General features: G+C 67.0%; 18 protein-coding genes and 1 other RNA gene. 14 read left to right on the top strand and 5 right to left on the bottom strand.

All coding sequences use genetic code 11. The features are described 5' to 3' along the window. Positions 1-62: 62 nt before the first annotated feature. Positions 63-704, bottom strand: coding sequence for a class I SAM-dependent methyltransferase (locus ACFWCK_RS10325; protein WP_378805731.1), 642 nt, complete (start codon positions 702-704; stop codon positions 63-65). 74 nt (positions 705-778) lie between these two features. Here ACFWCK_RS10325 and hflX point away from each other — a divergent pair, with 74 nt between their 5' ends. After that, positions 779-2,284, top strand: coding sequence for a GTPase HflX (gene hflX, locus ACFWCK_RS10320; RefSeq protein WP_233309704.1), 1,506 nt, complete (start codon positions 779-781; stop codon positions 2,282-2,284). Positions 2,285-2,368: 84 nt separating this feature from the next. Further along, on the top strand, positions 2,369-4,315 hold the full coding sequence (locus ACFWCK_RS10315; protein ID WP_378805730.1) for a collagen binding domain-containing protein: 1,947 nt from the start codon (positions 2,369-2,371) through the stop codon (positions 4,313-4,315). A gap of 36 nt (positions 4,316-4,351) precedes the next feature. Here ACFWCK_RS10315 and ACFWCK_RS10310 read toward each other — a convergent pair whose 3' ends face one another. Next, positions 4,352-5,008, bottom strand: coding sequence for an SIMPL domain-containing protein (locus ACFWCK_RS10310; RefSeq protein ID WP_378805729.1), 657 nt, complete (start codon positions 5,006-5,008; stop codon positions 4,352-4,354). Positions 5,009-5,351: 343 nt separating this feature from the next. On the opposite strand from ACFWCK_RS10310, the gene ACFWCK_RS10305 reads away from it, so the two are divergent. The 4 genes from ACFWCK_RS10305 (at position 5,352) to ACFWCK_RS10290 (ending at position 8,489) form a co-directional block, all read left to right on the top strand. Next, positions 5,352-5,525, top strand: a complete 174-nt coding sequence (locus ACFWCK_RS10305) for a hypothetical protein (RefSeq protein WP_233309710.1) — start codon at positions 5,352-5,354, stop codon at positions 5,523-5,525. 179 nt (positions 5,526-5,704) lie between these two features. After that, positions 5,705-6,074, top strand: a transfer-messenger RNA (tmRNA) gene (gene ssrA / locus ACFWCK_RS10300). Between the two features lie 300 nt (positions 6,075-6,374). Next, entirely contained in the window at positions 6,375-7,208 is an 834-nt protein-coding gene (locus ACFWCK_RS10295; RefSeq protein ID WP_378805728.1) for a hypothetical protein, read from the top strand. Between the two features lie 333 nt (positions 7,209-7,541). Then, positions 7,542-8,489 carry a helix-turn-helix domain-containing protein gene (locus tag ACFWCK_RS10290; protein WP_378805726.1) on the top strand — a complete coding sequence of 316 codons (948 nt, stop codon included), beginning with the start codon at positions 7,542-7,544 and terminating at the stop codon, positions 8,487-8,489. Here the strand turns inward: ACFWCK_RS10290 and ACFWCK_RS10285 are convergent. Beyond that, positions 8,465-9,619 carry an ROK family protein gene (locus ACFWCK_RS10285; protein WP_378805725.1) on the bottom strand — a complete coding sequence of 385 codons (1,155 nt, stop codon included), beginning with the start codon at positions 9,617-9,619 and terminating at the stop codon, positions 8,465-8,467. The genes ACFWCK_RS10290 and ACFWCK_RS10285 overlap by 25 nt on opposite strands. A gap of 156 nt (positions 9,620-9,775) precedes the next feature. Further along, positions 9,776-9,982 (bottom strand): hypothetical protein, encoded by a 207-nt coding sequence (locus tag ACFWCK_RS10280; RefSeq protein WP_378805724.1) that lies wholly within the window; start codon positions 9,980-9,982, stop codon positions 9,776-9,778. Here ACFWCK_RS10280 and ACFWCK_RS10275 point away from each other — a divergent pair. The 7 genes from ACFWCK_RS10275 (at position 9,969) to ACFWCK_RS10245 (ending at position 18,434) form a co-directional block, all read left to right on the top strand. After that, the gene (locus ACFWCK_RS10275; RefSeq protein ID WP_378805723.1) at positions 9,969-11,090 is read left to right on the top strand and encodes an ABC transporter substrate-binding protein; all 1,122 of its coding nucleotides are present in this window, start codon (positions 9,969-9,971) and stop codon (positions 11,088-11,090) included. The two genes, ACFWCK_RS10280 and ACFWCK_RS10275, sit on opposite strands and share 14 nt — an antisense overlap. Before the next feature lie 75 nt (positions 11,091-11,165). Continuing rightward, positions 11,166-12,092: a carbohydrate ABC transporter permease gene (locus tag ACFWCK_RS10270; protein ID WP_378805722.1), complete on the top strand. Its 927-nt coding sequence runs from the start codon at positions 11,166-11,168 to the stop codon at positions 12,090-12,092. Then, on the top strand, positions 12,089-12,985 hold the full coding sequence (locus ACFWCK_RS10265) for a carbohydrate ABC transporter permease (protein WP_378805721.1): 897 nt from the start codon (positions 12,089-12,091) through the stop codon (positions 12,983-12,985). The genes ACFWCK_RS10270 and ACFWCK_RS10265 overlap by 4 nt, the downstream gene beginning before the upstream one ends. 14 nt (positions 12,986-12,999) lie before the next feature. Next, positions 13,000-14,736, top strand: a complete 1,737-nt coding sequence (locus ACFWCK_RS10260; RefSeq protein ID WP_378805976.1) for an alpha-glucosidase — start codon at positions 13,000-13,002, stop codon at positions 14,734-14,736. 64 nt (positions 14,737-14,800) lie between these two features. Next, a complete protein-coding gene (locus tag ACFWCK_RS10255) occupies positions 14,801-15,676 on the top strand; it encodes a hypothetical protein (RefSeq protein WP_378805720.1) in 876 nt (291 codons plus the stop codon). 212 nt (positions 15,677-15,888) lie between these two features. After that, positions 15,889-16,989, top strand: a complete 1,101-nt coding sequence (locus ACFWCK_RS10250; RefSeq protein WP_378805719.1) for a Gfo/Idh/MocA family protein — start codon at positions 15,889-15,891, stop codon at positions 16,987-16,989. Positions 16,990-17,246: 257 nt separating this feature from the next. Further along, a complete protein-coding gene (locus ACFWCK_RS10245) occupies positions 17,247-18,434 on the top strand; it encodes an alkaline phosphatase family protein (protein WP_378805717.1) in 1,188 nt (395 codons plus the stop codon). A gap of 50 nt (positions 18,435-18,484) precedes the next feature. Here the strand turns inward: ACFWCK_RS10245 and ACFWCK_RS10240 are convergent, their stop codons facing one another. Beyond that, positions 18,485-19,027: a helix-turn-helix domain-containing protein gene (locus ACFWCK_RS10240; protein ID WP_378805716.1), complete on the bottom strand. Its 543-nt coding sequence runs from the start codon at positions 19,025-19,027 to the stop codon at positions 18,485-18,487. Positions 19,028-19,085: 58 nt separating this feature from the next. Between ACFWCK_RS10240 and ACFWCK_RS10235 the strand changes: the two genes are divergently transcribed. Further along, on the top strand, positions 19,086-20,390 hold the full coding sequence (locus ACFWCK_RS10235; RefSeq protein ID WP_378805715.1) for a hypothetical protein: 1,305 nt from the start codon (positions 19,086-19,088) through the stop codon (positions 20,388-20,390). Positions 20,391-20,419: the final 29 nt, after the last annotated feature.

The raw sequence follows: 20,419 nt of genomic DNA, 5'->3' as shown, positions 1-20,419 counted from the left end.
CCTGAGACGGCTCGGACCAGGCCGACCGCGCACCGGCGGCGGGGCCGTGGCCGGCTGCGGCGTTACGGCAGCGAGATCGCGTCGGTGCGGGGCGTGCCGTGCCGGCGGACCTTCAGCACGCGGAACCCGCGGCCCGTGGTCGCACGGTAGACGCTGTAGCCGTCGTCGAACGTGGTCGCGAGCCAGCGCTGCAGGGAGTCGGCTCCGAGATTGCGGCTCACCACGAACCATCCGTCCGCGCGTTCGTCCAGCCGCGGGATCCACCGCTCGAGCAGATCGTGCAACTCGCTTTTGCCGACGCGGATGGGCGGGTTGGATCGGATCGAGCGGAAGCTCACGTCATCGGGAACATCGTCGGGGGTGACGGCGTTGACGTTCTCAAGGCCGAGTTCCGCGGCGTTGCGTCGGACGAGATCCAGTGCCCGCTCGTTCACATCCACCGCCCACACGGTCGCGTGCGGTGCGGCGAGGGCGAGCGACAGCGAGATCGGACCCCAGCCGCACCCGAGATCGAGCAGATGCCCGCCGGGAGGCGGAGGCGGGGTGTTCGCGAGGAGCACGGAGGTTCCGACATCCACGTGATCGGGGCTGAAGACTCCGGCCGCGGTGGTGAGTTCGATCTCTCGGCCCGCGAGGGTCACCCTGATCCTGCGGAGGTTCTCGGGGCTGGCGGGGGCCGCAGTGAAGTAGTGGTCCGAGCCCATGGAGCGAGCGTAGCGGACACTCACAGCTAAAGTTAAGGCGCCCGACCGAATCGGCGGGCACGAGAAAGGTGCGGATGACGCAGTCCACGACACATGACGAGCACGGCGACGCGGTCGAGCGCGTCCTGGCAGCGGCCGAGCGACGGGCGGAATCGCACGTCTTCGGATCCGCCCAGGCGCTGCAGGACACCGCCACCGCGGGCTACACCTCCACCGACGGCGACCAGTGGGAGGTGGAGGATCGGCACGCGCTGCGGCGCGTGGCAGGCCTGAGCACCGAGCTCGAGGACGTCACCGAGGTCGAGTACCGCCAGCTCCGTCTGGAGAACGTGGTGCTGGTCGGCGTGTACCCCCAGGGGGCGCAGGAGGATGCCGAGAACTCGCTGCGCGAACTCGCCGCGCTCGCGGAGACGGCGGGCGCGGTGGTGCTGGACGGCCTGCTGCAGCGTCGCCCGCACCCTGATCCCGCCACCTACCTGGGGCGCGGCAAGGCCCAGGAGCTCAAGGACATCGTGGCCGCGGTCGGTGCGGACACGGTGATCGCCGACACGGAGCTCGCGTCATCCCAGCGTCGCGCACTGGAGGACGTCGTCAAGGTGAAGGTGATCGATCGCACCACGGTGATCCTCGACATCTTCAGCCAGCACGCCAAGAGCCGCGAGGGCCGCGCTCAGGTGGAACTCGCTCAGCTCGAGTACCTGCTGCCTCGTCTGCGCGGCTGGGGCGAGTCGATGAGCCGTCAGGCCGGTGGCCAGGTCGGCGCCGGCGGTGCGGGCATGGGCTCGCGCGGCCCCGGTGAGACGAAGATCGAGCTCGATCGTCGCCGCATCCGCACCCGCATGGCCATGCTGCGCAAGCAGATCCGCGACTTCAAGCCCGCGCGCGAGGCCAAGCGCGCCGAGCGCAAGCGTCACACGATCCCTTCCGTCGCGATCGCCGGATACACGAACGCCGGCAAGTCGAGTCTGCTCAACGCGCTCACCAGCGCGGGCGTGCTCGTGGAGAACGCGCTGTTCGCCACCCTGGACGCCACCGTGCGCCGGTCGGAGACGACGGACGGGCGCGTCTACACGCTCACCGACACCGTCGGCTTCGTGCGCAACCTGCCGCATCAGCTCGTGGAGGCGTTCCGCTCGACGCTCGAGGAAGTGGCCGATGCGGACGTCATCGTGCACGTCGTCGACGGATCCCACCCGGATCCGGCAGGGCAGATCAAGACCGTGCGCGATGTGATGGGCGATGTGGGCGCACGCAGCATCCCCGAGATCATCGTGTTCAACAAGGCGGATCTGCTGGCCGACGACGAGCGGATGGTGCTGCGCGGACTCGTGCCAGGCGCGCACTTCGTGTCGTCCCGCAGCGGCGAGGGCATCGCCGAACTGCGGGCCGCGATCGACGAGGTGCTGCCGAAGCCGGCCGTGGAGATCCACGCCGTCGTGCCGTACGACCGCGGCGACCTCGTCGCGGCCGTGCACGAGAGCGGGCTGCTGATCGACGTCGCGCACGAGGAGGCGGGCACCCGCATCCATGCGCACGTGAACGAGAGGCTCGCGGCGGAGCTCGCGCCTTTCGCGGTCTGAACGCGGCGGCAGCGACCGCCCCGGCGCTCGCGGTCCCGCCGTCGGAGGGCGGCGGCAGGCGCGGATCTCTGCCAACATATCGGTATGAGACGTACCGTCGCGTTCGCCGCCGCCGCTCTGACAGCGCTCACCGCCCTCGCCTTCGGCGTGCCCGCCTCCGCCGCGACCGGCACGCCCTGGGCCGACTGGGGTGACATGCAGGGGTCCAGCGGCGCGTACTCGGGGCATGTGCAGATCGCCTCGCCGCAGCTGCAGGCCGACTACACCAGCGATTCGCGCGGCGGATCCGTCGGCGTGATCTCCGGTGCCAGCGTCTGGCTGGCCGCGTCGACCGACGTCGGGGCGAAGTACGGCAGCAGTCGCGATCAGCAGTACCTGAACCTGCGCCCGCGCGCCGACAACGCCACGTCTCCCTCCGAGACCACCTACACCTTCGCTCGACCGACGCCGACCGTCAACTGGACGTTCGTGCTGGGCGACATCGACGCCGACAAGGTGCGGATCACGGCTCTCGGTCCTGACGGGCAGCCGCTCACCGCCGCACAGCTCGGTTTCCGCGGCGGGTTCAACTACTGCGCCCCCGGCCTCGCCGGCAAGCCGTCCTGCACGGGCGATGCCGCGGACGTGCCGAGCTGGGACCCTGCCACGACGACGCTCACCGGCAACCCGACCGCCACGGACACGAGCGGGGCGTCCGCCTGGTTCGAACCGAACGCGCCGATCGCCTCCCTGGCGTTCGCGTTCACCCGCCGCGCCGGGTTCCCGGTCTACCAGACGTGGTTCGCGGCCATCACGCGCACGATCTCGGGCACCGTGACAGACACGAGCGCCGGTGGCCCCTCGGACGGCACCGTCGTGCGACTGATCGGATCCGACGGGTCCGTCCTGGGTGAGGCCACGACCTCGACCGATGGCACCTATTCGTTCCCCGATGTGCTGGCCACCGACGGCTATCGCGTGCAGATCACGCCGCCGACGGGCAAGATCTCCGACGACCCCTCCCGTACGGTCGATGCCTCGAACGCTGACGGGACGGCCGACTTCTCGGTGCGTGACATCGTTCCGGTTCCGGTGTCGGGAACCGCGCGCGACCAGCACGGCAATCCGGTCGCCGGTGCGACGGTGACGCTCGACGGCGGACGCACGGTCGTCACAGCCGCCGACGGCACCTATCTGCTCGACGACGTCCCCGTGGGGATCCACGCGGTCACCATCACCGCACCCGACGGCTATTCGGTGATCTCCTCGCCGAGCCCGTTCACCGTGCCGGGTAACGACGAGACGCCGATCACCGGGAAGGACTTCGTCCTGCAGGAGCTGCCGACGCTGTCGGGCACCGTGACCGCAGCAGGTCACGGAGTCGGCGGAGTGGTCGTCACGGCGGACGGTCCGGGCGGCACGGTGCAGACCGTGACCGCCGCCGACGGCACCTACTCCTTCCCACGGCTTCCCTCCGGCGACTACACGGTCGCCGTTCAGGCGCCCCAGGGCTATGCCGTCTCCGGCGCCGCGTCCCGCGCAGAGACGGTCGGGGCGCTGGACGTCACCGACGTCGACTTCGCACTCGCTCGTCTCGGATCCGTCGCGGGTGCGGTCACCGCGCAGGACGGCGGTGCGATTGCGAACGCCACGGTCACGGTGACCGGACCCGACGGCGCCGTCACGGTCACGACGGACGGTGACGGCGGATACGCCCTCGGCGACCTTCCGCCGGGGGACTACACGATCGCGGTCACCGTGCCCGACGGATACACGGGCGCCACGCCGGTCAGCCGCTCCGTCACGCTCACGGATGCCGGGGAGCTCATCGAGGGCCAGGACTTCGTCCTGACGCCGGTGGCGGTCACACCGACCCCCACGCCGTCCCCGAGCATCACGCCGACGCCCGCGCCGACGACGGTCCCCGGCGGCACAGGGGCGGGGGCGCTGCCGGCGACCGGAGCGGATCCGTTCCCCGCGCTCGGCGCGGCGCTCATGCTGCTGCTGGCCGGGGCGGTCACCGTGATCGTCGCACGTCGCAGGCGGGCCTGAGTCCGAGACCGACCGCGAGGCGCGGTCCGTCGCCGCCTAGGCCGCGACGAACCGCGCCTCGACGGTCGCGGAGACGGTGAGGTCGTCGCCCTGCAGCTCGAGCCCGGCGCCCGAGGGGGGAGCGGCGAACGCGCGCATCGCCTTCGGGGCCATGTCCGCCGCGCCGCGGTCGGTGATGAGACCGGCATCTGCGATCTCGATCGGCTCGACCTTCGTCAGCCCCAGCGCGTTCGCATAGGCGCCTGCTCGTGCGACCGCTGTCCGCACGGCCGCGGCGGCGACCTCCTGCTCGACGCGCGCCCGTGTCTCCGGTGTGAGGATCCATGTGGTGCCCGCCACGGAGACGCCCTCCCACGCGGACAGGTCGGCCACCCATGCGGAGAGCTCTGCGAAGTCGGTGAAGGTCGCGGCGAAGTCGACCGAGGCGTGGTGGACCAGGGCGAGCCGGGTTCCGTCGTTGTTCCAGGGCCGTTCCGACCGTACGGCGAGCCGACGGCTCGACCATTCCTCCACGGCACCGGATCCCTCGCGCGCGACGATGCTGGTGCGAACAGGATCGGCGAGCGCCAGAGTGCGGGCGACGACCGCCTCCCGGTCGGGGCCGTCCAGTGCGACGGACAAGGTGACGATGGCGCGTTCGGGTGCGATCCGCACCTCGTGCTCGCCCCGGACGGTGATGACGACCTCGCTCATGCCGTGACTCTACGGCACGGTCCGATCCGGACTGCGGGATCGGCCCGCGAAGTCGCACCGTGCGTGCCGGCCGGCAAGGGCGGCTGCTCTTCACGGGGCCGAGGGTCGCGCGTAGAATTCGGCCACCGCGGCGCAGTTCCGCGCCTCGGCGAAGGTGAACTGCGTGAAGGAGGACCATCAGATGAAACGACTGGCGATCGCTTGTGCGATCGCGCTGGGGCTCGTTGCAGCGGGATCCAGCGCGGCATACGCAGGCGAGACCAACGGGAACGGAGATCCGACATCCGGACCGTCCCACGCCTCGTCCGAATGCGCCTATTCAGGGCTCGACAGGATGGACTCGGTGGAGAACAACCCTCCGGGGTTCGATGACGACGCGATCGCGATGAGGGGCAATCAGAGCCCCGGCGGCGTCGACAGATATCACGGCGTGCAGTCCTACGGGTCGTTCGTGAAAGCCGGCCTCAAGGAGTTCGTGCCGTCACCGGGGGTGGCGTGCAACGGAAGCGGCAAGTGATCAGGCGACGCTGCTGTCGCTGATCGGCAACGATGCCCCGGTGGAGGCGCCGGGGCATCGTCTTCGTCGGCGCGGAATGGCGCGGCATCCGGATCCGTTGTAGTCTGTGATGCTCGGGTGCTGCGGTGCCCGATGGTAATTCCACAGTGCGACAGCGGCTCCTTCGCAAGAAGGACCACGGGGCTGATCGGTTTCGACAGCGCCTGTGAATCCACGAGAAGCGGGCCGAGGATGCAGGGTTATCTCGTGAACGCTCCCTGCAAAACAATAAGTGCCAATGCAAAGCGCACTGACTTCGCCCTCGCTGCGTAAGCGAGCCCGATAGTCCGTCAGGCCGTATGTGATTCCGATACGGATCCTGACGTCATCTAGGAATCTTGCTGTGCGATGGCGTCTGGACGTCGCACGGGACTCTTCCCAGGCTGGGCTTGTCGACTTAGGTGTCTGTGACAAAGGTCGGAGCCGAGCAGAACGTCTGCACAGACTGCGCCCGGAGAAGGCGTGGAGACTCAGCGTTGGACGGGGGTTCGATTCCCCCCAGCTCCACCACGAGCTCCGCTCGTCAGAACCAAGTCGCTGTCGCTGGAGGAAGCCCCTGGGACCCGTGTCTTCGATACGGATCCCAGGGGCTTCCTCGTTGTGGTCGAGCATGGCCTTGCATCGCTTTGGCGTTCACTTGTCAAGCTCGGGAAGACGACGAAGGCGAACGTCTCGAGCGCGTTTTGGGCCCTCGGTGGCATCGCAGTCGACAGTTCCGCCCGCCGGACTCCACAATCGGTGCTCAAGGCCGTCGCGCGTGTGTCGGCGTCATCAGACTCGATCTCATCTTCGCTCGAAGAAGGAGAGAGAATGACGGAACATCAGTACCGTGAGCCCACGGCGGTGAAGCGCCGTACCATCGTCAAGGCTTCAGCGTGGTCGTTGCCGGTGATCGCAATGGGCGTTGCCGTGCCCGCACAGGCCGCTTCAGGCACTGCCGGGCATATCGAAGTCATGTACCAGCCCTTCACGGGCTACCCGGGCGCGTACACAGGAAACTCTGCCGTGCGAGTGGTGGACAAGAACGGCAACCCCGTGGCAGGCGTCCCGGTGACCTTCACCATCCTCAGCTCAGTCGCAGACTTCCGCCAGAACCCGCTGACAGCGGGTACGTCGAGCGAGACCGCGACGACCCTCGGCGGCACGGGCTGGGCGTTCATGAACTTCCTCTATGCCATAGGCGTCGGAACCGTCACGGTTCGCGCGAGCGCACCCGGCTACGGAGACGTCGACATCATCCTGCAGGTGTCCAACTACACCGGACCGCGGTACAACATCACCTCGAGTTTCTCGAACATCGCCTTCACGAATCCGTCCAATACGGGTGCAGGCAACTACCCGAGCAACGCGTGGATGTTCACGGTCACGCCGCAGACCTTCGGTGCCGCCGCATACACCGGAACGATCACCATCTCCGTGCTCGGAGGCGGTCCGTTGATGTTCGCGGGCGGGGGCTTCGTCCGCACACTCACTCGGTCTGGCAGTGCCGTCGCGAACGGATCACAGTACCTGATCCCGGCGGGCGCCGTCGTACGCAACACCAGCTACGTGTGGCCGGCCAATACGTTCTCCCAGAGCGTTCAGCTTTCCGGCTACTCGCCGTCCGGTCAGACCGTCGCCCTGTATCCGACCGTCCAGCCGTAGGCGTCAAGGGTGGGAGGAATGCGCAGTTCCCGGACGCGCCGAAGGGATTACCACTACAGTCCCTGGTTGCTTCGCGAGTATGCCGGCGCCCCGGTATGGCTCGTCGTCGTCGTTGCCGCCGTATCGGCAGGCGTGATCGTCGTCGCCATCGCGTCAGTTCTGTGAGATCTGGGGTCTTCACCTCCGCAAGCGGGGTGTGAAGACCCCTTCTCTAGCTTCGGTGAGTGAATATCACCCACGGAAGCAGAGAAGCACGATCATGCGTTCACGACTTCTTCGCGCGGAAGGCGCGCCGAAGCGCATCGTGATCGTGCCCGAAGGACGTGGGCACCCGTGAAAACGCACCGTGCGAACGGAAGCGCGGGGATCTCGGACGACATCCATGATTCCTTCCGTGGTGCCGATGGCGTGCAATGGCTGCGGGAGCGCGGGTGGGCGCTCAGTGCTTATGCCCGTCCCTTCCAGCTGTACGCAAATGAGATCGGCGACGCGGGATACGCGATTCGACGTGCGTACTTCGCGCCCGTGCGTGGAAGCCACGCCGTCGCGGAGTCGGCGGTGGAGGGTCGAGGGGACGTCCTAGCAATCACGCATCTGGTCAGCGGCACCGCTCGGGTCATCGGATCTGACGGAGCGGTGGTTGCCGCAGGCCCCGGGGCGACTTTCGTTCGAGGCGCCCAAGAGACTCTCGAGCTCGAGTGCGATGAACCTGTCGCGCTGATCCAAGTCGTGCTGGGAAGCTCGGCGGCGGCACGGGTGAACGGTGGCACCGACCGTCTTGTCGAGAGCCGACGCACAGGCTCGATCTTCCGGAGTCTGGTCACTGCGATGTTCGCGGAAGGAGCTGACAGCATCGTGGGCGCGGACGGAGCAGTACTCTCTGCACTGATTGCGTTGCTTCGCGGACTGCTGGAACAAGATTCGCTGCTGGAGCGACTCGATGAAGTCTCTGTCTCGGAGGCGGCAGTCCTGGAGCGTGCGTGCACATACATCCGGCTGAATGCGGCGGATTCCGACCTGTTGATCACCGACATCTCATCCGCAATCAATGTCTCGCCCTCGTACCTGTTTCGGGCGTTCTCGAGAGTGGGATCGACACCTCGCCGTTACGTCACTGAGGTGAGACTGGCGCGCGCCAGGGATGAGCTGGCCGCGACAGGCGCGAACAACGCAACCGCCATGCGCGTGATCGCGGAACGCACTGGCTTCTCGTCGATGCGTTCGCTGCGCGCCGCCCTTGCCAGCCGGTCGCCTGATCACTCACGAGGGCGCGGAAGCTGATCCTGGACGAATGCGGTGATCGCGAGGACTGCGGCGCCGCGACACCATTCAGCGTTGTCGCCGCTGGTGATCACGATCGGGGGAGTGCGGGAGCCGGTGACTCTGTCCGCTCGCATGCTCGCATGAATGGCGTCCCATGCGATGCGGGCCAGCTCGACGCCCTCTCCGCCGATGATGATGCGTTGCGGCATCGTCAGGCTGCAGATCCCCGCGAGCAGGCGTCCGATGCCTGTGCCGGCTTCCTCGACCAGGCGCAGCGCTGCGGGTTGTCCTCCCTGAGCCAGCCGGATGACCTCCTGATAGCTCACGGTTCGACCGAGCACGTCGGAAAGCTGGCGCGAGAGCGCCTCGGCGTGAAGAAGCCCTGTGGCACAGCCATGGTGTCCCTCCTGGCAGAGCGGACCATTGTCGCGGAGGGGCCAATGCGAGACAGCACCTCGCCCGTACTCCTCATCGAGGACGACAGCGCCGTTCATGACCAGCCCGAACCCGATCCCGGTGCCGAGGGTGACCACGGCGAAACGCTCATCGGTCTTGCCCTCGCCGAACCAATGCTCGTACTCCGTGAAGGCGATGGCGTCGTTCTCCACCATGGTCGCGATGCCGGTGGCTTCGGAGATCAGGTGCGCGAGAGCGACGTCGTGCCAGCCGAGGAAATGGGCGCTTGTCACGACCTCTCGGTTCCGTACGAGTCCGCCGATTCCGATTCCGATGCCGGTCACGGTGACGCCCTGCGCCACCTCTCGGACCTCGTGGGCGATCAGCTCAGTCACAGCTCCCGGCGAGTTGTCGTCGAACGGTTGGACTCGGGACCGGATGATGCTTCCTCGCAGATTGGTCAATGCTGTCGTGAGCTCGTTCTCACGCAGTTTGATCCCGACGAAGAAGTGCGAATCGGGGTCGACGTCCAACAGTTGCGTCGGGCGCCCCACCTTGCCGTCGCTGAGCTCGCCGACTTCGAGCAGCAGTCCAGTGCTGAGGAGGGGCGCCGTGAGCCGGCTCAGAGAGCCCCGCGTCAGTCCCACCCGACGAGCGACTTCGTTTCGCGAGATGGGGCCGTGCTTGAGAACCTCGATCGCGATCGGAAGTGCGGCATCGGTCGCCATCCACCGGGACTTGTCCTTGGGCACGCACCCTCCATCTTCTTCTATTCCGTACGGACTAGATCATACTCTCGCGATCACCCGGGGCAACCTCGCAAGATTTCGGGCTTCACAGAAGTCTTGACAAGTTAATTTGTTCTGCAGTAGATCTATTGCAGCGCATGGGGCGCACACAGCACGCGATCATTGGAGATCCACGATGGGCACGACGAAGAAGTTGTTGTTGAGGGCGGGGGCGGCGGTCGCCGGGATGGCCATGTTGGCGGGGGCCCTCAGCGCCTGCTCAGGCTCAGGTTCAAGTTCGGACGGGAAGACCTTCAAGGCCTGGTGGTTCGAGAGTGAGGGGAATGCCGATAACACTGCTTGGAACAAAGCGTTGGAGATCTTCAAGAAGAAGCACCCGGACGTCAAGGTCGAGTTCGAACGGAAGACCTACGAGCAGATGCAGCAGTCGGGGCAGCTGCTGCTCAACACGAACGACGCGCCTGACGTCCTCGAGTACTTGAAGGGAAACGCCACTGCCGGCACCGTGGCCAAGGCCGGTCTCCTGACCGACCTCACCGACGTGGCGAAACAGCGCAAGTGGCCCGTCGACGGGAACGTGCAGGACGTCGGCCTCTACGACAGCAACGGGATCATGGGCGCGGGCAAGCGCTACGGCATCACGAACATGGGCGAGTACGTCTCCGTCTGGTACAACAAGACGCTCTTCGAGAAGAACGGGCTCACCGTGCCGAAGACACTCGGTGAGTTCGAGAATGTGATGAAGGCCTTCACCGAGAAGGGCGTGACGCCGCTCGCGATGTCGACCAGCGACTATCCGGGCGAGCATATGCTCTACCAGCTGGCCCTCACGCACATGGACAAGAAGTCCTGGAACGCCTACCAGCGTTTCGACGGCAAGGTCGACTGGAGCGCCTGGGAGAAGGGCGCCCAGACGATGAAGGACTGGGCGGACGACGGCTACATCGACAAGAACTCGACGGGTATCTCGGGCACGGACGCCGGCAACGGCTTCATCACGGGCAAGTACCCGATGTTCCTGTCGGGGACCTGGTGGTCCGGAGACTTCTCCACGAAGATCAAGGACTTCCAGTACGACCAGTTCCGATTCCCTGACAGCGCGTACCAACTGGGATCCGGAGGCAGCATCTGGGTGGTCCCTCAGAAGGCCAAGAACAAGGAACTCGCCTACGACTTCCTCGACATCACGATGAGCCCCGAGGTTCAGAACCTGCTCGGGAACGAGGGCGGAGTGCCCGTGGCGGCAGATCCGTCGAAGGTCACCACCCCTATCGGTCAGCTCACCACGAAGAACTTCACCGCATTGGCGGCGGAGACCGACGGTGGACTCGCGTGGTACCCCGACTGGCCCGTTGCGGGGCTGAACGACGCTCTGATCGCGCAGACCGCGAACCTCGTACTCGGGAAGTCGACCCCGGCGCAGGTCTCGGATGCGCTGCGCTCGGTCTATGACCAGGGCGCCCCGAAGAAGTAACGAGTCCTTGGGCTGACGAAGCAGACGAGTCGGCCTCGGAGAGAGATCTCCGAGGCCGACTCGGAGGAGAGTGAAATGACGAAGCAAGTCTCGTCGAGTGTCGCGCCGCGGAGACGCGAGGGCTCGTATTGGTTCTACCTGGTGCCCGGGACGATCGGATTCGTGGCGGTCGTCGCGATCCCGCTGGGCATGAACGGGTACTTCAGCCTGACCCGATGGAGCGGTGTCGGCACGCCGGAGTTCATCGGATGGGACAATTACACCCGGCTGGCCGCGGATCCTCTGTTCTGGGGGTCGTTCGCCAACAGCCTGGCGTTCGTCCTCGGCATGGCGGTGATCCCCACTGCCATCGGGGTGCTGGTGGCCGCCATCCTCTTCGACTTCATCTCGCCGAGGTTCGGAGCGCGCGTGGCCAGTTTTCTGCGCGCGACGTACTATCTCCCGCAGATCCTGCCGATCGCGGCCGCGGGCGTGCTGTGGAAGTGGATGTATCAGCCCGACTACGGCGTGATCAACGCGATCCTCAAGACGATCGGACTCGGCCAGTTCGCGAGCAACTGGCTCGGAGATCCGTCCGTCGCGCTCTTCGCGGTGATGAATGTGCTCATCTGGCTTCAGCTGGGGTACACCGTCGTGATCTTTATGGCAGGCATGGCCCGCGTCGATCCGGCTCTGTACGAAGCCGCGGAGATGGACGGCGCCTCCTGGATCCGCCGGTTCCGGGTCATCACGCTCACCCAGTTGCGGCCGGAAATCGCGATCGTCCTGGTGACGACCACCGTGGCGGCCCTCAAGGTGTTCGCACCCGTCTACATCCTCACCAAGGGAGGGCCCGGCACCTCGACGGTCGTCCCGGCCTACTTCTCCTACTCCAACTTCTTCACCACGTCGCAGGTCGGCTACGGAGCGGCGATCTCGTCGGTGCTCGCCGTCGTCGTGACCGTCGTCGCGATCGTGATGCTGAAGCTCCAGAACCGCGCTGCTGAGGAGGCAGGACGATGAGCGCTCTCACCACCCCCACCGGCATTCCGGGCAATGCCATTCGACCCAGGAAGGCGCGATCGGCGCGCAACCGCCGTGGCCTCACCGCGTGGATCATCCTCGTCCTGCTCGTCGCGGGTGCGGCTGTGATGGTGTTCCCGCTCTGGCTCGCCATCGCGAACGCATTCAAACCCTCCGGCGAGTACCTCCAGACCGGGCCTCTCAGTGCACCCGGGTCGCTGGACTTCAGTGCATTGGCGAACTTCTGGCAGGACGTCAACTTCACGGAGAAGCTCTGGAACAGTGTGCTCCTCTCGGGTGGAGTGGCACTCATCGCGGTCGCGTTGAGCCTCATCAACGCCTATGCGATCGGTATCGGCAGGGTCAAAGGCCGCGTATGGATCCTCGCGATCTTCATGGTCGCGTTCACCATCCCGCAGGAGGCGCTCGTCTACCCGCTGTTCCTCATCACGCGGGATCTCGGGCTCTACGACAACCTGTTCGGCGTGATGATCATCCTCGCGGTGCTGCAGGCCGCGTTCGGAACCTACATGCTCTCCTCCGTGCTGAGCGACTTCCCGGCCGAGGTGCTGGAGGCGGCCCGCATCGACGGTGCATCGCGGGTTGGAGTCCTGTGGCACATCGTCCTGCCTCTCACCCGGCCGACGCTCTCCGTGCTCGTCACCTTCTTCTTCATCTGGACGTGGAACGACTTCTTCCTGCCACTGGTGCTCCTCCCGTCGGCGTCGAATCAGACGGTGTCGATCTCCCTGGGTGCGCTCACCGGTCAGTACACGTCCGACCCGACCGCGCTCGCCGCTGCCGCCCTGGCCGGCATCGTGCCCGCCTTCGTGTTCTTCCTGATCTTCCAGAGAACGCTCATGCGTGGTGTGACGCTGGGATCGGGCAAGTGATCGGGCCCGTGACGATGGCGCGTCATCCCAGTCTCGCGCCGGAGGATCCGTGGTGGAAAGCGGCCGTCGTCTATCAGGTCTACCCGCGCAGTTTCTCCGACTCCAACGGCGATGGGATCGGCGACCTCCGCGGCGTGATCGAGCGGCTGGATCACCTGGCGGAGCTGGGGGTGGACGTGGTCTGGCTCTCTCCGATCTACGCTTCGCCTCAGGACGACAACGGGTACGACATCAGCGACTACTGTGCGGTCGACCCGATCTTCGGAACCCTCGACGATCTCGATGATCTGGTGAGTGCGGTGCACGCGCGTGGGATGAAGCTCATCATGGATCTGGTGGTGAACCACACCTCGTCCGAGCACGCCTGGTTTGCGGATTCCCGATCGGGGAGGGACTCGCCCAAGCGGGACTGGTACATCTGGCGCGACCCGAAGGACGGGCGCGAGCCTAACAACTGGGGATCCTTCTTCTCCGGGTCGGCGTGGGAACTCGATGAAGCCTCCGGTCAGTACTATCTGCATCTGTTCGCCCGCAGTCAGCCCGACCTCAACTGGGAGAACCCCGAGGTCCGTGCCGCGGTCTACACGATGATGAACTGGTGGCTCGATCGGGGGATCGACGGCTTCCGCATGGATGTGATCAGCTTCCTCTCCAAGCCGCAGGATCTTCCCGACGGCCCCGTCGTCGACAGCGGCTGGGGAGACGGGCTGGTGCACTACGGATCCGGCCCGCGGATCCATGAGTTCCTCCAGGAGATGCACGCCGAGGTCTTCGCTCCGCGTGACGCCGAACTGCTCACCGTCGGCGAGACGCTCGATGCGACGCCGGAGCGGGCCCGGCTCTACACCGATAGCGCTCGCCGCGAGCTCGACATGGTGTTCCACTTCGACCACGTCTCGCTCGATGCGGGGGTCGGGGGGAAGTTCTCGCCGCAGCCGATCGATCTGGTCGAGCTCAAACGCGTCTTCGCCACCTGGCAGGAGGGACTCGCCGACGTCGGCTGGAACAGCCTGTACTGGAACAACCACGACCAGCCCAGGGTCGTCTCGCGGTTCGGAGACGACGGATTCCTCTGGTATCCGTCGGCGACGGCGCTCGCGACGGTGCTGCACCTCATGCGGGGGACGCCGTACATCTATCAGGGCGAGGAGATCGGCATGACCAACATGCCGTTCCAGGGCGTCGATCAACTCCGCGACATCGAGAGCCTGAACCACATCGCGTCTGCGGGAGCACCCGGGAGTCGGCGCGCGGCCGCGGCGTTGAGGGCGGTGGGCGTCGCAGGGCGCGACAACGCCCGGACCCCCATGCAGTGGGATCGGCGGCGGCACGGCGGGTTCACGACCGGGGAACCCTGGATCGACGCGAACCCCAATCACGCCTGGCTCAACGCAGAATCCCAGCGCGGCGATGCGAGATCCGTTTTCGCCTGGTACCAGGCGCTCATCCGGCTGAGACACGACGATCCGACCGTGGTCGGCGGGCGATTCACCATGATCCTGCCAGACCACCCGCAGGTGTTCGCGTACACGCGAACAGGGTCCGCGGACGAGCTCCTCGTGATCGCGAACTGCTCGGCGAAGCCGGCCGCCGTGGATCCGGCTGTCGATGCCGCATGGCAGGGCAGCGCGGTCGTGCTCTGCAACTACGAGCGACACGGCGCACGGCTCGCCCAACTGCGCCAATGGGAAGTTCAGGTACGCAGGACAACTGGCTCGCCGCATCGGCGCGGACCCTCGCAGCAGGTGTGAAACGCCCATGACGACGGCTTCGTCAGTTCCGGTCCCCCCAGCAGCATCAGAGGAGCACGGTGGGATGAGACAGCTCGATGGTTTCGGCGATGTTCTCGGCCGGGAACTGGAGAAGAGCGGTGTCAGTCTGACATCGCTGCACGACAGTCTTTGTGCACGCGGCGAGACTGTGTCAGTCGCAACACTCAGCTACTGGCGCTCTGGTGGCAGGGTTCCGGACGTGAGGTCGGAGCCGATCGTTGCGGCGATCGAGGAGATCCTCGTTCTCGAGCCCCACTCGCTGAGACGGCTGATTCCTCGTTCGCGGAGAATCGGCACCATCGCACATCCGGGAGCGGATCTCGGTGCGCTCACTGTGCGGCCCGGCGCGCGGGAAGTGCTGCGGTTGCTGGCGGCCTCTCGATCGTCGGACGCGTCAGACCGGCGGGTGCTGTCACACCACCTCGTCGCCGACGTGGGTGCGGGATCCCGGGTGACGCTCACGCATCGAGTCGTGATCCAGGCTCTGAGCGACGGCGTTCGCGAGCATCGTTCGATACTGCTGGCGCCGGGGGGCGCCGAGGTCAGGATTCGCGACGCAGAGCCGCATGGAATCCGGTTGGCGCGGGAGGTCCGGCATCCGGCAGGGGAGGCGTACGGGCAGGTGTGGGAACTGGACCGTTCGCTCCGGCGCGGCGAGATCGCCCTCGTCGAGTATGCGATCGACGGCGTCGTGGGATCGCCCATCATCGTCTCGACGCTGGGCGCCCCGACACGCGAGGCGATGCTGCAGGTCCGTTTCGATCGCGAGGTCACTCCGGACTGGCTCGAGGAGATCGACGGTGACCCATTCCATCCCGGGGCACGTCCTCTGCGCAATGAGAACCCCGACATGGCAATCGCGTTCCGCCGTGACATCGGTCCCGCGGCCTTCGGAATCCGCTGGGACCATGACGGCTGAACGGAGCGACACAGGGAACAGAACGCGCCAGTCTCCAGCAGCCGAGAAGGCTGAGAGCGTGCAGAAGACCAGAGCGTCGCAGGCGTCTGATCGGGCGCCAGCGCCCACGCGCCCCCGCCGCACGATCAAAAGCGCGGCATGGTCACTCGCCGTGATCGAGGCCGCAACCGGCGAACGGCTTCTGGGACGACCAGAGTAGAGAGGATCCCCACATGCTCACCCCTTCCGATGAGTCGCCAGAATCCGTTGCGCGCCTCGGCGTCATCGGCGCCGGCGACATCAGCGCCCAGTACGCCCGTACGCTGCGTGATCATCCCGGCATCGAGATCGTCCGGATCGGTGGACGCGACCCGCAGCGCGCAGCGATCCGGGCGCATCAACTCGGCGTCGCGGCTGGTGGGACGATCGAGGAGCTCCTCGCCGATGATCGCATCGACCTCGTGCTGAACCTCACCCCGCCGCAGGCCCATTTCGAGACGTCGATGCGGATCCTCGATGCAGGTAAGCACGCGTGGAGCGAGAAGCCCGTCGCCCTGCGCGGTGAGGAGGTTGCGGAGTTGCGCGCGATGGCTGAGGCCCGCGGTGTACGGATCGGGGTCGCGCCCGACACGTTCCTGGGGCCCGGGATCCAACGCGCGGTCCGAATGCTGCGCGACGGCGCGGTGGGCGCGCCGGCCGGCGGCATCGCGATCATGCAGAAGCCCGGCCCGGAGGCGTGGCACCCCGCCCCGGAGTTCTTCTACCGGAAGGGCGCCGGGCCGCTGCACGACATCGGGGTGTACTACCTCACGGCATTGACTCAATTGCTCGGCTCCATCGTCGAGGTGCGGGCGGACGGCAGGATCTCACAGCAACCGCGGCGGGTCGCGACGGGACCGAGCGCCGGAACACTGTTCCGCTCGGAGGTCCCGACCACCGTGGGCGCGATCTACCGCTTCGAGGGCGGCGCTCAGGTGAGCGCATTATTCGGCTTCGACGCGCATCGCACCAGGGAGGTGCTCGAGATCGAAGGGTCCGAGGGCGACCTGGCGATTCCGGATCCGGACAAGTTCGAAGGCACGATCACGCTGAGAACCTCAGGCGGTTCGCCCCGCCGATTCGAGGCGGCGGCGGCGCCTGACCAGCCTCGGGCGGGGCGTGGGATCGGGGCGCTCGAGCTGCTCGATGCAGTCCGCGAAGGGCGTCCGCACCGAGCCTCGCTCGAGCTCGCCGGACACGTTCTCGATGCTCTGAACGCCACGCTCGAGGCGCTCGACACAGGGGCCGCGGTCAGCGTACTGAGCCGACTGCCGCAAGTCATGCCTGCGAGGTGACGGTCTCGAGCTCCGCTCGTCATCACCAAGTCGCTGTCGCTGGAGGAAGCCCCGGGACCCGTGTCTTCGATACGGATCCCAGGGGCTTCTTCGTGCCCCCGGGACCGTGGGCACGTGCGGTGCGACGGCGGTCCGTGCAACGCCATCGACCTCATCGTGAAGGGCGGCGGTCGTGAATCACGCCGCCTGCCCTGGCGAGTCGCCACTCACCGTGCTTGGCTTGGCCCACGGGGAGTTCATTCGAGAGAGTGGCGACGATGGTGAGGGCACTGGCAGGGCATCGGGTGATCGTATTCCTCCAGGAGAACAAGACCACCGACTTCTACTTCCCGACGCTGGCGGCGTGGGGAGCGGCCGTGGCGAACCACGGCAACCTTCTCGCCGCACCGCCGAACTTCGATCAGCCGCACGACCGCAACGCCTGGGTGCACTTCGCGATGGGCGACTATCCGGCACTCGTGGCGCAGGTCGACAACGACTCGGTCATCCCGTACTACAGCTGGTTGGCCAAGCAGTTCGTGTTCTGCGACCACCACTTCGGGTCCGGGTCCAACTCCACGCCCGGGCACATGCTCGCGATCGGCGGCCAGATGCCGACCATGAAGAACCCGCCGTTCGTGGGCGCGCATCCGGTGTGGGACCTGCCGTCGATCTTCTCCGTGGCCGAGGCCGCGGGTGTCACCTGGGGTGCGTTCCCTGACCAGAGCGGCTATCCGACGAAGTTCTACAAGACCCTGAACGAGGCTCCGGACTCTGCGAACGTGCACCCGCCGAAGGACTTCATCCCGATGGCGAAGGCCGGCGACCTGCCGCAGATCTGCTACGTGTGGAGCCCCGCAGGCTACGACGAGCATCCACCGATGACGAGCAACCCCGACTACGTCACGCACGGCCAGAACCTGGTGTGGGACCGCGTGCAGGCCGTGATCGATGGCGGCGGGTGGGAACAGACCACGTTCATCCTCACCTGGGATGACTGGGGCGGATATGCCGACTCCGTGCCGACGCCCGACATCGAGACCGTGCCCGATGTCGTGCATCCCGGAGGTTTCCAGGCGATCGGCGGATCCCGGATCCCTCTGCTCCTGTTCGGCGGAATGGTGCCGCAGCGGATCGATCCCGAGTGGCACTCGCACGCCTCGATCCCGAAGACGATCATGGACCTGCTCGGACTGCCGGCGATGGGTGTGCCTCGGGTCGACACCGCCCCGTCGCTCGCGCATCTGGTCGACCCCGCCCTCACCCGCCCGGCCCCGCCGGCACCCGGCTCGACGATCGTGCAGCCGACACCGCCGCACCCGATGCCCACCCCGGTCGCGCCGCAGCCATGGCATGACACGCTCGGCGCTCCGATGCCGGCCCTGGTCACGCGGGACGGCAGCATCCTGCCCGCACCGACGGACGGACTCGTCCGGCCGCACCCGCCGAAGCCGCCGCACGTCTGACCCTCCGACGCGGCGCGCATAATGTCCTCGGCCTCGATCCGAGGACAGCGTCAGGGGGCGTCGCCGGCACCTTCCACGGGGAACAGAATCGGACTCAGCAGATACCGTCCACGACCGGGGGTCGGCTCGTGTGCGAGGTGGGGCACGATGGCCCGGCGGAGATCGGCGATGAGCTGCTCCACCTCGTGACGACTCAGCCACAAGGCGTGCTGGCGATAGCCGACGAGATCCTCTGTCGGGTCCGCGTCGTGGCGGTCGAGGTATGTGGCGAACTCCGACGCCAGCACCGCCAAGGCCGTCGCGAAGATCTGACGGTGCTCCTCGATCGTGGCTGTCGCGGCCTCATCGTTGCTGACGGTCGCCCGGTCTGCGCGCAGCCGATAGTGCCGCTCGACCGCGCCCCGCACGCGCCGCTCCTCCGCCACCTCGAGCACGCCGGCTGATGCCAGTGCCTCGACGTGCCGGTAGACCGTCGCCTTCGAAACGTCCGGCAGTCGTGCGCTGAGCTCGGCCGTCGTCAGCGTGCGACCGCCGCGCAGGGTGTGAACGATCCGCAGCCGGGCGGGATGTGCGACGAGTTCGAGGGCATCCATTGACCAATAGTCGCATATCTTGTTATCGTTCGCATGAAGTGAGAAAGGTTGTGATGTGATGACGACGGAGATCGAACCGGAGGCCATGGCGGCGACGGTGGTGGCGATGCTGCGCGACGGTCGCTTCGACGATCTCGAGAGGCTGTTCGCCCCCGAACTCGCGGATGCCGTGTCGGCGGACACCGTCCGGACCGGCTGGAACAGCGAGATCGCGAAGATCGGTGAGATCCGCTCGGCGGGCACCGCGGTCGTCACGTCGATCGGCGACGGACTCACCCGCGCGATCGTGCCGGTGCGCGGCGAGAACGGCGGACTCGAAGTCCGGTTCTCCGTCGGTGCAGATGGTCTGATGCACGGCCTGCGGATCACGCAGCCCGCAGACTCCGGGTGGAACCCGCCGGGATACGCGAATCCGCGGCTGTTCATCGAAGAGGATGTCGTGCTCGAGTGCGGGCCGTTCACGGTCCCTGGAACGCTCACGCAGCCCCGCGGCGCGCGAGGTGTGCCCGCGGTGGTGCTGCTCGCGTCCGGTGCCAGCGACCGTGACGTCACGGTCGGGCCGAACAAGCCGTTCAAGGATCTCGCGTGGGGCCTCGCCAGCCGGGGCGTCGCCGTGCTGCGCTTCGACAAGGTCACCCATGTCGACCCCCGGCTCGCGTCGAAGCCCGGATTCACCATGGTCGATGAGTACCTGCCCAACGCGCTGGCGGGGGTGCGCCTGCTGCAGGAGCGGCCCGAGGTCGACGCGAGCCGCGTCGTCGTGGGCGGTATCAGCGGCGGCGGCAAGGCAGCCGTCCGGGTGGCTGCCGCGGATCCGACGATCGCGGGCGTCGTGATGCTGGCCGCCGATACGGTGCCGCTGCCGCGCGCCGCGGCCCGCATCATCGCCTACGTCGCCGAGGTCGAACCGGCTGCGGGCGGCGCAGACACGACCGACGGTGTCACCGCCGCCATCGCTCGCGCCGAGGATCCCGCACTCTCGCCCGAGATGCCCGCGGCCGATCTGCTGTTCGGGTGGCCTGCGTCGTACTGGCTCGATCTGCGGGCTTTCGACCAGGTCGCCGTGGCGGCGGACCTGGATCGGCCGATCCTGGTCCTGCAGGGCGGACGCGACTACCAGGTCACCGAGGCCGAGGACCTGGCCGGCTGGCGCGCAGGCCTCGAAGGACGGCCCGGGGTGAGCATCCGGGTCTTCCCCGACGACGATCACATGTTCTTCCCTGGCAGCGGGGTATCGCGACCCTCGCACTATCAGGCGCCGAATCACGTCGATCCGGCCGTGGTGGACGCCATCGCGGACTGGCTCGCCCCTGAGGTGCACAGCAGTCCGCTCCGCCGACTGCTGCTCCGCCTCGGTCGATAGTCGAACCCAGGGGATTCTCAGCGCGTGCG

Source organism: Microbacterium sp. NPDC060117 (genome assembly GCF_042729315.1).
Taxonomy (GTDB): domain Bacteria; phylum Actinomycetota; class Actinomycetes; order Actinomycetales; family Microbacteriaceae; genus Microbacterium.
Note: the sequence above shows the minus strand (reverse complement) of the source record. Positions and strands in the feature narration are given on the sequence as shown.